Here is an 11,721-nt window from a genome sequence, read left to right as displayed (position 1 = left end):
CATGAAACTCCTCGCTCTCGGCGCATTCGCCCTGGCCTCCTTCGCCGCCATCGCCGCCCCCTCGGCCGCTTCGGCCCAGACCGCCGGCCCGCAGAACCCCGGACCCGTGATCCCCGGCGTCTGCGTCTATTTCAACCAGCGCCTGCTGGCCCAGTCGACGGTCGGTCAGGCCGTTCAGGCTCGCATGGAGCAGCTGGCGACCGAGGTTCAGGGTGAACTGGCCCCCTATGGCACGGCGATCCAGACCGAAATCACCGCCCTGCAGCAGGGTGGCCAGGCCGCCGATCCGGACGGCTTGCGCCGCAATGCGCTGCAGCAGCGCATCCAGGAAGCCCAGGCCCTGGAACAGACCCGCCAGGACGAGCTGCGTTACACCCTGGGTGAGCAGCGCCGCCTGATCTCGGCCCAGGTCGAGCCGATCCTGGTCGCCGTGTACCAGGAACGGGGCTGCGGCCTGCTGCTGGACCGCGAAAGCGTCTTCATCGCCAACCCCGCCATGGACGTGACCGACACGGTCATGGAGCGCCTGAACGCGGCCCTGCCGACGCTCAGCTTCAACCGCCTGCCGGTGCCCGTCCAACAGGCTCAGTAGGCATTCGGCATGATGCCCGACGCCCGGTTCTTCACCACGTCGGCACCGCTCGGCCTCGACGACCTCGTTGCCCTGACGGGTGGCGAGGTCGTTCGCCGTTCGGGGGCCACCGTGTCGCGCGTGGCTCCGCTGGCCGAGGCGGACGCGGCCTGCGTCGCCTTCATGGCGGATCGCAAATTCGCCGCGGCCCTGTCGGCCTCGGGCGCGGGGGTGGTCCTCGTGCCGCCGTCCGCGGTCGAGGCGGCACCCGCCGGGGCGGCGGTCATCGTCTCGAGAGAACCCCAGGCCGCCTGGGCCCGGGTCGCGGCGCAGCTGCATCGACCCATTGCGCTGGAGGCCGCCATCGGGAGCGACGTCTGCGAAGACGACACGGTCGTTCTGGAGCCGGGCGTGGTCGTCGGTCGTGGTGCCCGGATCGGGCGCGGGAGCCGGATCGGGGCCAGTACTGTCATCGGCCCCGGCGTTCAGATCGGGCGTGACTGTGCAATCGGTCCGGGAGCTTCGGTCGGATTCGCCCTGATCGGCGATCGGGTGAAGATCTACGCCGGGGCGCGGATCGGCGAGGCCGGCTTCGGGGCTGCGGGGGCCGCCGGCGGACCTGTCGACATTCCCCAGCTGGGCCGCGTCATCCTGCAGGACGGGGTGACCGTCGGCGCCAACACCTGCATCGACCGCGGGGCCTATGGCGACACCGTCGTCGGCGAGAACACCAAGATCGATAACCTGGTCCAGATCGCGCACAACTGCATCATCGGCCGGAACTGTCTGATCGCCGCCCATACCGGCATTTCCGGCTCCTGCACCGTCGGTGACAATGTGATGTTCGGGGGCCAGGCTGGGATCGGCGACCATCTGTCGATCGGCGACGGCGCGCGGGTCGCAGGGGGCGCGGGCGTGCTGGCCGACATCCCGGCGGGAGAGACCTGGTCGGGCTATCCCGCCAAACCGATCCGGCAGTTCTTGCGCGAGGCCGTCTGGCTTGCCAGACAGGCGAACCGCAAGAAGGACTGAGTGCGCGTGACTGATCCGACGACCGCCGACGACATCCGAATTGACTACGCCGAGGTGATGCGCCGTCTGCCGCATCGCTATCCCTTCCTGCTGGTGGACAGGGCCGAGGCCTTCGTGCCCGCGACCTCGATCGTCGGCATCAAGAACGTGACCCACAACGAGCCGTTCTTTCCGGGCCACTTCCCGATCGATCCGGTCATGCCGGGGGTGCTGATCGTGGAGGCCATGGCCCAGACGGGGGCCCTGCTGATGTCCAAGACCCTGGATGTCGCCGTGGCCGACAAGGTCATCATGTTCATGTCGATCGACGGCGTCCGCTTCAGGAAGCCCGCCCGGCCGGGCGACCAGCTGCGCATGGAGGTCAAGGTGACCCGCGCGCGGGGCGACGCCTACAAATTCCGGGGCGAGACCTTCATCGACGGCAAGCTGGCGGCAGAGGCCGAGTTCATGGCCATGGTGGTCACGGTCGACCAACCCGCGACATGACCATTCACCCCAGTGCCATCGTCGATCCCTCGGCCGAGATCGCCGCCGACGTCGTGATCGGTCCCTGGTGCACGGTCGGGCCGGGCGTCTCGCTGGCGCCGGGTGTCCATCTGGTCAGCCACGTCGTGGTCCAGCAGGACACGCGCATCGGCGACCGCACCGTCATCCACCCCTTCGCGGTCATCGGCGGCGACCCCCAGCACAACGGTTACAGGGGCGAGCCGGTCCGGCTGGAGATCGGCCACGACAACAGTATCCGCGAGCACTGCACCTTCAACCGCGGCACGCCGCAGGGCAGCGGCGTCACCCGCGTCGGGTCCCACGGCCTGTTCATGACCGGGGCCCACGTCGGACACGATGCGGTCGTCGGCGACAACGTCGTCATGGCCAACCAGGCGACGCTGGGCGGTCACGCGAGGATCGGCGACAGGGTCTTCCTCGGTGGCCTGTGCGCCGTGCACCAGAACGGCCGGGTGGGGCAGGGGGCGATCGTCGGCGGTCTGGCGGCCGTGACGCGCGACGTCATCCCCTATGGCTCGGCCTGGGGCAACCACGCGCGGCTGCATGGGCTGAACCTGATCGGATTGAAGCGGAAGGGCTACGGCAAGGACGCCGTCCGCCGGCTGCTGGCCGCCTTCCGGGATCTGTTCGAGGGAGCCGGCGTCTTCGCCGACCGGCTGGACCGCGTCGAGGCCGACTATGCCGACCTGCCCGAGATCATGGAGATCGTCGCCTTCATCCGCGCCGACGCCAGACGCCCCCTCTGTCTGCCGGGCGAATGACCGGAGCGACCGGAAAGCTGGGCCTGATCGCGGGCGGGGGCGAACTGCCGCATGCCATCGCAAGGCGCTGCGAGGCCGAGGGGCGTCCGCTATACATCGTGCGGCTGGACGGGTTTGCCGACGTTCATCTGGAACGCTGGCCCGGCGCGACCTTCGGCATGGCCGAGATCGGCGGCATCCTGAAGGCCTTGAAGCACCAGGGCTGTGTGGCCGTCTGTCTGGCCGGCACCGTCAGCCGACCGGATTTCAAACGACTGAAGCCGGACCTGAAGGGGGCCTCGGTCCTGCCCGGCATCATCGCCGCCGCCGCCAAGGGCGACGACGCCCTGCTGCGCAAAATCCTGTCGGTGTTCGAGGCCGAGGGCTACGGCATCGAGGGGGCCGATGATATTCTGGGCGGCGAGACCCTGCCCGACGGGGCGCTGGGCCGCGTCATGCCGACTCCAGAGCAATTTCTGGACTTGAAGAAAGCGCTTCATATCGCAGAAAAGACAGGAGAACTTGATATCGGGCAGGGCGCAGTCGTCTGTGACGGGCTGGTGCTGGCGGTCGAGGCCCAGGAGGGCACCGACGCCATGCTGGCGCGCGTCGCGGGCCTGCCCGCCGACCTGCGGGGTTCGGCGACGGATCGCAAGGGCGCGCTCGGCAAGGCGCCCAAGCCGATTCAGGATCTGCGTGTCGACATGCCGGTGATCGGCGCTCGCACGGTCGAGATGGCGGCCGCCGCCGGACTGGCCGGCATAGGCGGGATTGCGGACCGTCTCATTCTGATCGATCGGCAATCAATTATTGATGCAGCAGATCGCCTCGGTCTGTTCATCTGGGGCGAGCCCCGGCCATGAAGGTCATGCTGGTCGCGGCGGAGGCCTCGGGTGACGCCCTGGGAGGCGGTCTGGCCGCGGCGCTCAGGGCGAGAGAGCCCGGCATCGCTCTGGTCGGCGTCGGCGGTCCACGCATGGCCGAGCAGGGGATCGTCAGCCCCTTCGACATCGCCGAACTGTCGGTCCTGGGCTGGCTGGAAGGGTTGCGTGCCTATGGCCGGGTCAAGGCCCGGGTCGCCGACACCGTGGCCATGGCGCTGCGCGAACGTCCCGATGCTGTGGTCCTGATCGACAGCTGGGGCTTCACCATCCGCGTCGCCAGGGCCATTCGCGCCGTCCTGCCGGACGTGAAGCTGATCAAATATGTCGGCCCCCAGGTCTGGGCCTCCCGGCCGGGAAGAGCGAAGACGCTCGCCGCCGCCGTCGATCACCTGCTGGCCCTCTACGCCTTCGACGCGCCCTGGTTCGAGGCCGAGGGCCTGCCCACCACCGTCGTCGGATCGCAGGCGCTGCACATCGACATGGGCGGGGCCGATCCCGCCGCCTTCCGGTCCGCGCGGGGCATCGCGCCCGATGCTCCCCTGCTGTTGATCCTGCCGGGCAGCCGCCCCGGCGAGATCCGCCTGATGACACATGTCTACGAGCAGGCCGCCGCGCGCCTGAAGGCCGGGCGTCCGGACCTGCAGATCGCCGTGGTCGCCGCCGGCACGGTCGCGGCCGATGTCACCGCCCGCGTCGCCGCCTGGCCGTTCCGCGCCCATCTGGTGACCGAGGCGGACAAGTATGCGGCGATGAAGGCTGCCACCGTCGCCCTGGCCACCAGTGGCACGGTCTCGACCGAGCTGGCGCTGGCGGGCGTGCCCATGGTCATCGGCTACCGGTTCGCGCCGGTCAGCTATGCGCTCATGAAGCCCTTCTTCACCGGCAAATACGCCACCCTGTTCAACCATGCTGCCGACGCCGAGATCGCCAGGGAGCTGATCCAGGCGGAGGCCACTCCGGAGCGGTTCGTGGCCGAGCTGTCCCGCCTGCTGGACGACCCCGCCGTTCGGGCCGACCAGTCCGCCCGCCAGACTGCCGCCCTGGACCTGATCGGCCGTGAGGGACGCGACCCGTCCGAGATCGCGTCGGACGCGGTCTTGCACCTGATTGACGCTCGCCCCGGTCTTCGACTGTAGAACACCGTTCGCGGGACGGATGGGATGATCCTGGGTGTTCAGCTCTGACTGGCGGGCGCGATGCTTTCGAGTGTGGTGGCGAGATCGTCCTCATATCGCAGGGTGACGGTCCGGCCATTGGCGGACGTCATCTCGCCAGCGACGAAGGCCTCGAAGGTCACCGAGGTCCCGTCAGGTGCCTTGACCGTTAGCTCGGACGGCAGGTCACCGCTCTCGGTGTCCGCGCCGCCGAGGACGCCCTGGATCGTCTTCGCATCGGCGGGCGGAGCCGGTTCGCCTTCCACCCGGGGAAGAATGGACGCCCCATTGATGAGCAGATCGACCATTCGGTGTTCAGTGGTCACCGTGTAGCGAACCTCGACCGGCTTGCCGATCAGCGGCTGGATCGTGGCCGGAGCGACCGGGCCTCCCACCTCAGGATCGAGGCTTCCCAATTTCAGATTGCCTTCATCGCCCACGGCTGCGCCGGCAGGGCCGACCTCAAGGCCATCATAGTAGGCCGGCCAGCTGACGTCCTCGAAGGCCAGCAGCACGCCCTTGACGCTGTGCGTTCCGACCGTCCGGGGGGCGAAGCCAGCCTGTGCGGCCTCTGCGCTGGCACCCTCCGGTGCCGAGGCCGGCTCTGTGGCCGGAGCCTCGCAGGCCGCGAGAGCCAGAGCCGCCAACCCCGTGATGAAAAGCCTGATCGTGATGTCCCGTCTCCCCGGATCGCCGTGTCGGGAGAGGCTAGATCAGCGTCGCGCGGGTGGCAATCGGCCAGTCCGTTTCCAGTCGGCACACTGGTTCCTGAACCATGTCAGCTGGCGCTTGGCATAGTTCCGGGTGGCCTGTTGAATCGCCGTGGTCGCCGCGGCCAGGGTGATCTCTCCGCCGAGGAGGGCTGCCAGTTCCCGTACGCCCACCGCCTTCATCGCAGGGAGGGCCGGGTTGAGTCCCCGGCCCGCCAGCGCCCGGACCTCATCAATGGCCCCGCCCGAAAGCATCGTCACCACCCGCGCATCGCAGGCGGCATAGAGGGCCTCACGGTCCGGCTCGATCACCTGCCGGTCATAGGTGCCCGGTTCCAGCAACGGCCGGGTCGAGGCACGCCAGTCGCTGAGCGACCGCCCCGTCGCCCGTGCCACCGCATAGGCCCGCGTCAGGCGCTGGCGGTCCCCGGGCGCGATGGCGGCCTCGGCGGCCGGATCGACGGTCGTCAGCCGCAGGCGGAAGGCGGCCTCGCCCTCGGTGTCGTACAGCGCCATCGCCGCCTCGCGCGCCTCGCCCGGTACATCGGGAATGTCGGCAAGACCCCGGGTCAGGGCGTTGAAATACAGGCCCGTTCCGCCGACGATCAGGGCGGGGCGACCCTCGGCGCGCAGCGTCTCCAGCAGCGGCAGGATCGCCCGCGTCCAGCGGCCGACCGACCAAGTCTCGGCCGCATCGACCGTGCCGTACAGATGGTGCGGGGCCTGCGTCTCGTCGTCTGCCGATGGCCGGGCGGTCAGGACGCGCAGGTCAGCGTACAGTTGCTGGCTGTCGGCATTGATGATGGCCGCCCCCGTGCGCGCGGCGATCTCCAGCGCCAGCCGCGACTTTCCCGATGCGGTCGGGCCGGCGATCAGGGTGATGGCGGGTCGGGACACGGGACGCTCGCTTGCGGCAGGGGTTGGCGATAGAACGCGCATCCCTCCCTCGCAACCAGCTCCCGAGTTCGCCTTGATCGATCGCGCCGCCGTCGAAGCCGTCCTGAACGCCATTCCCGACCCCGCGACAGGCCGGGGACTGGTCGATGCGGGCGTGCCGAAAGGCCTGACCGTCACCGAGGATCGCGCGGGCTTCGTCATCGAGGTTCCCGCCGACCGCACCGCCGCCTATGCCCCCGTGCGCGATGCGGCCGAGGCGGCGCTGAAGGCCATGCCCGGCATGGCCCGGGTCTCCGTGATCCTGACTGCCGAGACCGCCCCCGCCGCCCGCAAGGCCTCCCTGTCGCCCGCCGCAGTCGAGCAGACGCGCGCCAAGGCACCGGTGCCGACCGACCGCCCCGCCCATGTCCGCCGTGTTCTGGCCGTCGCCAGCGGCAAGGGGGGCGTGGGCAAGTCCACGGTCTCGGTCAATCTGGCCACCGCCCTGTCGAGACGCGGCCTGCGGGTCGGCATCCTCGACGCCGACGTCCACGGTCCCAGCCTGCCGACCATGCTGGGCCTGTCGGGCAAGCCGGACTATGTCGACGGGGCCATGGTTCCGCACCTCGCCCACGGGCTGAAGGCCATGTCGGTCGGCCTGCTGACCGGGGCCGGGGACGCCATGGTCTGGCGCGGCCCGATGGCGTCGCAGGCCCTGACCCAGATGCTGACCCAGACCCGCTGGGGCTCGGAAAATCAGCCACTGGACGTCCTCGTCGTCGATCTGCCTCCCGGCACCGGCGACGTGCAGCTGACCCTGATCCAGAAGACGCCGCTCGATGGGGCCGTGATCGTCTCGACGCCCCAGGCGGTCGCCCTGGCCGACGCCCGCCGCGCCCACACCCTGTTCCAGCGCGTCAATGTGCCGACGCTGGGCCTGATCGAGAACATGTCCGGACCGGTCTTCGGGCGCGGTGGGGCGGAGGCCGAGGCGGGCCGTCTGGGTGTCGATTTCCTCGGCGATCTGCCGCTGGACGGCACGATCCGGGAGGCCGGCGATGCGGGCACGCCGCTGGCGTCGGGGCCGGTGGCCGACCGCTTCGATGCCGTCGCGGCGACGATCGCGCAAAAACTCGGCCTCTGAGGGTTTTCAAAGGCAACGGCAATCGCCACCTTGTCGGTACCTATTCCCCAGCGAGACTCCCCATGAGCGTCGACACCCTGTTCCGCCCCTTCACGATCAAGGGCCTGACCCTGCCCAACCGCATCGTCATGGCCCCCATGACGCGCTCGTTCAGCCCCGGCGGCATCCCGACCTCGGACGTCGCGGCCTATTATCGTCGTCGCGCCGAGGGTGAAGTCGGCCTGATCATCACCGAGGGCACGGTGGTCGAACGCCCCGCCGCCCGCAACGACGCCAATGTGCCGGTCTTCCATGGCGCCGCCCTGCCGGAGTGGAAGAAGGTGGTCGACGAGGTCCATGCGGCCGGTGGCCTGATCGCGCCGCAGATCTGGCACGTCGGGGCCGCGCGCGGGCAGGGGGCCGAGTGGCAGCCCCTGGGTCAGGTCGACAGCCCCTCCGGCCTGGTCGCGCCCGGCAAGCAGAAGTACGAACCGATGACCGAGGAGGACATCGCCGACACCATCGCCGCCTTCGGTCGGTCCGCCCGGGCCTCGCGCGAGCTGGGCTTCGACGCCGCCGAGATCCACTCGGCCCACGGCTATTTGATCGACCAGTTCTACTGGGCCGGCCTGAATGCGCGCGGCGACCGCTGGGGCGGCCCGTCCATCGCCGAACGCGCCCGGTTCGGCGTCGAGGTGGTCAAGGCGGTCCGCGATGGTCTGGGCCCCGACATCCCCCTGATCATCCGCCTGTCGCAGTGGAAGCAGCAGGATTACGAGGCGAAGATCGCCCTGAGCCCCGACGAGATGGCCGAATGGCTGCTGCCCCTGTCGGACGCGGGCGTCGATGTCTTCCACTGCTCGCAGCGCCGCTTCTGGGAGCCGGAGTTCGAAGGGTCTGACCTGAATTTCGCCGGCTGGGCCAAAAAGATCACCGGCAAGCCGACCATCAGCGTCGGCTCGGTCGGTCTGGATGGAGAATTCATGGCCGCCTTCCGGGGTGAGGGTTCGAAACCTGCCTCACTCGATGGCCTGATCGAGCGGATGGAGCGAGAGGAGTTCGACCTGATCGCCGTCGGTCGTGCCCTGCTGTCGGACCCGAACTGGGTGCTGAAGGTCAAGGAAGGCCGTCAGGACGAACTGTCCGCCTTCGAGCGCGGCCATATGGCCGTGCTGCACTGAGGCAGTCGCGAGTGGCGAGTGGTTAGTGGCGAGCGAGGTCGGATGGCCCGCGGCCTTCTCGCCACTCGCCACCCGCCACTCGCCACTCTACTTTCCGGCCATGACCCCCGCCGCCGTCCTGATCACCACCCTTTGGCTGACCCTGATCATCGGGGCGCGCTATCTGCTGATCGCGGGGGGTGTCTGGTGGCTGACCTGGGGGCGGGCCAGGGGTGTGGGCCGTCGCCTGAACCGCGAGCGGCCGTCGCGTCGGCTGATCGCCCACGAGATCAAATTCTCGCTGCTCTCGACACCCATCTATGCCTTGCCCGCCGCGGTCGCCCTGGAGGCGTGGAAGGCGGGCGGGACCATGATCTATGTCGATCCTGCGGCGTATCCCCTGTGGTGGCTGCCGGTCAGTTTCGTCCTGCTTCTGGTTGTGCAGGACACCCACTATTACTGGACCCACCGGCTGCTGCACGACCGCCGCATCTTCGGATGGGCCCACGCCGCCCATCACCGCGCCCGCGATCCCAGCCCCTTTGCCAGCTTCGCCTTCGACCCGGCCGAGGCCGTGGCGACGGCCTGGCTGTTGCCGCTGCTGACCTTCCTGATCCCGCTGAACCTGTGGATGCTGGCGGTGATGCTGGCGTTCATGACCGCCACGGCGGTGATGAATCACTGCGGGTGGGAGATGTGGCCCGATCGCTGGGTGCGCGGCCGCATCGGCTCGCAGCTGATCACCGCCACCCACCACAGCCGCCACCACACCCACATGAAGACGAACTTCGGGCTCTATTTCCGCATGTGGGACCGGTGGTGCGGGACGGATGCGATGCCTGAAGTCAGGGATTAGGGGGTAGGGATTAGGGATTGAACCGAGGCTGTCCAGCCAGGGTCGCCCCCGCTCCACCTAATCCCTAATCCCTAATCCCCAATCCCTCACTGAGGCTCCACCACCACGGCCGTGCCATAGGCCAGTACTTCGGTCACGCCCGGCATGATCTCGTTGGATTCATAGCGCATGGCCAGGATGGCGTTGGCACCGGCGGCCCGGGCGTGGTCCACCAGCTGTTCGAACGCTTCCTGCCGCCCGGCCTCGGCCAGTTTCACATAGGCACCGACACGCCCGCCGACCAACGACTGCAGCCCGCCGATCGCGTCGGATACGACGTTGCGCGACCGCACGGTGATGCCGCGTACGACACCGATGTGGCGCACGATCCGGTGTCCGAAGATGTCGTTGGTGGTCGACGTCAGCATGGCCAAGGCCTCCGATTTCAGATGCGGTCCAGGATGCGGAAGACGAACGGATGGTCGTCCTTCTCGCCCGCATCATGGCGTTCGTTCAGCGTCTCGGCAAACAGGGATTCGTCGAACGCCGGGAACATCGCGTCGCCCTCGGGTTCCGCCTCGACCTCGGTGATGTACAGCCGCCTGGCGCGCGGCAGGGCCGCTTCGAACAGGGCCGTGCCGCCGATCACGCAGATCTCGTCGATGCCGTCGTCCCCGGCCGTCTCACGCGCGATGTCGATGGCGTCGGCCAGGTTGGAGCAGACCACCGCCCCCTTCGCCTTGCCCCGCTCCTCATAGGACAGATCGCGCGACAGCACGAGGTTGAGTCGACCGGGCAGGGGCCGCAGCGGCAGGCTCTCCCACGTCGAGCGGCCCATGATGCAGGGCTTGCCCAGGGTGATGGCCTTGAACCGCTGCAGGTCGGATCGCAGCGTCCACGGCAGGTCGCCGTCCCGACCGATGACTCCGTTGCGGGCGCGGGCAACGACGAGGGCGATGTGGGGGATGGGCATCAGGAACGCTCCAGCCAGCGCAGCCATTTGTGCTGCATGGCCTGTTCGATATCGATCCCGGCCTGATCACAGTAGATCAGTAGCATACCCAGCACATCGGCGGCCTCGTCGGCCAACGCATTGGGATCGGCTTCACCGCGGGCACGGCCCGAAAGGCGCAGATGTTCGGCGGTCAGTTCGCCCAGCTCTTCCTGAAGCTTGAGGATGGCCCAGTCGCCGGAGCGGTCGATGCCGTGCGCTGTGGCGTAGATGTCGGAGATGCGCAGGACGTCGGCGGCGAGATCTGAAATCTTCACAGGGGGTGCGCGGCGACCCACGCCTCCATACTTCTCATCAGGGTGGATATCGGCAGCCGATCGATGTCACGCCGGGAAAAGCCCCGCGCGACCAGCGCGTCGTCATTGTCCGCCATGAAATCAGTGAACTGATCCCATAGGCGCGCTGGCCCGTCCGCGTCCAGCCGCGCCTCCTGATCCAGCCAGTCCCGAACGGCTGTGAACGCTTCCAGCGGCTGGTTCCCATGGGCCACGACGTCGGAGCTCGACAGGTCCGACAGGGCAGCCTGGTACCGGTAACGCTCGGTTTCCATAATCAGGCACTTCTTTTCTGACCAGGGCGCGCCCCCAAAGCGTTTGCACCCGAGGTCAAGCCCCAGCTCCAACGGCATGTTCAACCGGAACAACTCACCCGCCTTGCGGGCCTTGATGCGGGACAGGTCGTGGATGCCGTATTTCGAGCCTTCGATCAGCTCGATAATCTTCTCGATCCGGGGCTCATTGCCATCCAACCGCTCCGACGCGATCCGCGGTTGGAAGCCGAGGCGGTAGATGCAGAAGACAACGGGCCGCAGCAGCGACTTGTAGTCGTTGTCGAACGGGCAGTTGATGAAGACGTTCGTTTCGAACGCCAACGCAATCCGCCTCAGCCTTTGGAGGCCACGGGATTGCGCCCATAGCTGTCTCGCTGGCGGATCGTGCCGTCCTTACGGTGGACATAGAACTCCACGCCGTCCTTGCGGGCGGCGTTCCGACCGAATTTGATCGCGTCAGCCTGGGATTCGAACACCTTGGTCGCTTTCGCCGCTCCGCTGCTGCGAACGGCCCATTCCCCATTCGGACGGGGTACGACATGCTTGTTGGCGGCCATCGCGCGGCTC

At 68.3% G+C, this 11,721-nt stretch carries 16 protein-coding genes; 9 read left to right on the top strand and 7 right to left on the bottom strand.

All coding sequences use genetic code 11. The annotated features are described in order from the left end of the window. The first annotated feature begins 1 nt into the window (after position 1). The 6 genes from HZ989_RS11510 to lpxB are packed head-to-tail and all read left to right on the top strand — an operon-like array spanning position 2 to position 4,870. Positions 2-592: an OmpH family outer membrane protein gene (locus tag HZ989_RS11510; RefSeq protein ID WP_209320962.1), complete on the top strand. Its 591-nt coding sequence runs from the start codon at positions 2-4 to the stop codon at positions 590-592. 12 nt (positions 593-604) lie between these two features. Then, positions 605-1,603 (top strand): UDP-3-O-(3-hydroxymyristoyl)glucosamine N-acyltransferase, encoded by a 999-nt coding sequence (gene lpxD, locus HZ989_RS11505; protein ID WP_209323113.1) that lies wholly within the window; start codon positions 605-607, stop codon positions 1,601-1,603. 57 nt (positions 1,604-1,660) lie between these two features. After that, the gene (fabZ, locus tag HZ989_RS11500; protein WP_209323112.1) at positions 1,661-2,089 is read left to right on the top strand and encodes a 3-hydroxyacyl-ACP dehydratase FabZ; all 429 of its coding nucleotides are present in this window, start codon (positions 1,661-1,663) and stop codon (positions 2,087-2,089) included. Continuing rightward, positions 2,086-2,871, top strand: a complete 786-nt coding sequence (gene lpxA / locus HZ989_RS11495) for an acyl-ACP--UDP-N-acetylglucosamine O-acyltransferase (protein WP_209320961.1) — start codon at positions 2,086-2,088, stop codon at positions 2,869-2,871. Before fabZ ends, lpxA begins: the two co-directional genes overlap by 4 nt. Then, positions 2,868-3,713 carry an LpxI family protein gene (locus HZ989_RS11490; RefSeq protein WP_209320960.1) on the top strand — a complete coding sequence of 282 codons (846 nt, stop codon included), beginning with the start codon at positions 2,868-2,870 and terminating at the stop codon, positions 3,711-3,713. Before lpxA ends, HZ989_RS11490 begins: the two co-directional genes overlap by 4 nt. Then, on the top strand, positions 3,710-4,870 hold the full coding sequence (gene lpxB / locus HZ989_RS11485) for a lipid-A-disaccharide synthase (RefSeq protein WP_209320959.1): 1,161 nt from the start codon (positions 3,710-3,712) through the stop codon (positions 4,868-4,870). The genes HZ989_RS11490 and lpxB overlap by 4 nt, the downstream gene beginning before the upstream one ends. 38 nt (positions 4,871-4,908) lie before the next feature. Here lpxB and HZ989_RS11480 read toward each other — a convergent pair whose 3' ends face one another. Together HZ989_RS11480 and miaA are read right to left on the bottom strand one after the other, a co-directional pair. Beyond that, positions 4,909-5,535, bottom strand: coding sequence for a hypothetical protein (locus tag HZ989_RS11480; RefSeq protein ID WP_209320958.1), 627 nt, complete (start codon positions 5,533-5,535; stop codon positions 4,909-4,911). Positions 5,536-5,601: 66 nt separating this feature from the next. Next, positions 5,602-6,495 carry a tRNA (adenosine(37)-N6)-dimethylallyltransferase MiaA gene (gene miaA / locus HZ989_RS11475; RefSeq protein WP_245162350.1) on the bottom strand — a complete coding sequence of 298 codons (894 nt, stop codon included), beginning with the start codon at positions 6,493-6,495 and terminating at the stop codon, positions 5,602-5,604. Between the two features lie 73 nt (positions 6,496-6,568). Here miaA and HZ989_RS11470 point away from each other — a divergent pair, with 73 nt between their 5' ends. The 3 genes from HZ989_RS11470 to HZ989_RS11460 all read left to right on the top strand — a co-directional run bounded on the left by HZ989_RS11470 (position 6,569) and on the right by HZ989_RS11460 (position 9,613). Next, positions 6,569-7,618, top strand: coding sequence for an Mrp/NBP35 family ATP-binding protein (locus HZ989_RS11470; protein ID WP_209320956.1), 1,050 nt, complete (start codon positions 6,569-6,571; stop codon positions 7,616-7,618). Between the two features lie 62 nt (positions 7,619-7,680). Then, a complete protein-coding gene (locus tag HZ989_RS11465) occupies positions 7,681-8,778 on the top strand; it encodes an NADH:flavin oxidoreductase (RefSeq protein WP_209320955.1) in 1,098 nt (365 codons plus the stop codon). A 25-nt stretch (positions 8,779-8,803) separates the two neighbouring features. Next, positions 8,804-9,613 (top strand): sterol desaturase family protein, encoded by an 810-nt coding sequence (locus HZ989_RS11460; protein WP_245162349.1) that lies wholly within the window; start codon positions 8,804-8,806, stop codon positions 9,611-9,613. Positions 9,614-9,699: 86 nt separating this feature from the next. Here HZ989_RS11460 and HZ989_RS11455 read toward each other — a convergent pair whose 3' ends face one another. Genes HZ989_RS11455 through HZ989_RS11435 form a run of 5 tightly spaced genes read right to left on the bottom strand, consistent with a single transcriptional unit; the run spans position 9,700 to position 11,711 of the window. Continuing rightward, positions 9,700-10,020, bottom strand: coding sequence for a YbjQ family protein (locus HZ989_RS11455; RefSeq protein WP_209320954.1), 321 nt, complete (start codon positions 10,018-10,020; stop codon positions 9,700-9,702). Between the two features lie 17 nt (positions 10,021-10,037). Beyond that, on the bottom strand, positions 10,038-10,565 hold the full coding sequence (locus tag HZ989_RS11450) for a dihydrofolate reductase (protein WP_209320953.1): 528 nt from the start codon (positions 10,563-10,565) through the stop codon (positions 10,038-10,040). Beyond that, a complete protein-coding gene (locus HZ989_RS11445; RefSeq protein ID WP_209320952.1) occupies positions 10,565-10,861 on the bottom strand; it encodes a phosphoribosyl-ATP pyrophosphohydrolase in 297 nt (98 codons plus the stop codon). Before HZ989_RS11445 ends, HZ989_RS11450 begins: the two co-directional genes overlap by 1 nt. Beyond that, positions 10,858-11,475: a hypothetical protein gene (locus HZ989_RS11440; RefSeq protein ID WP_209320951.1), complete on the bottom strand. Its 618-nt coding sequence runs from the start codon at positions 11,473-11,475 to the stop codon at positions 10,858-10,860. The genes HZ989_RS11445 and HZ989_RS11440 overlap by 4 nt, the downstream gene beginning before the upstream one ends. 11 nt (positions 11,476-11,486) lie before the next feature. Then, a complete protein-coding gene (locus tag HZ989_RS11435) occupies positions 11,487-11,711 on the bottom strand; it encodes a DUF2188 domain-containing protein (protein ID WP_209320950.1) in 225 nt (74 codons plus the stop codon). Positions 11,712-11,721 lie beyond the last annotated feature (10 nt).

Origin of the sequence: Brevundimonas sp. AJA228-03 (assembly GCF_017795885.1) — a bacterium.
Lineage (GTDB): Bacteria > Pseudomonadota > Alphaproteobacteria > Caulobacterales > Caulobacteraceae > Brevundimonas.
The sequence above is the reverse complement of the archived record's forward strand: the minus strand, read 5'-3'. Positions and strand labels throughout refer to the sequence as shown.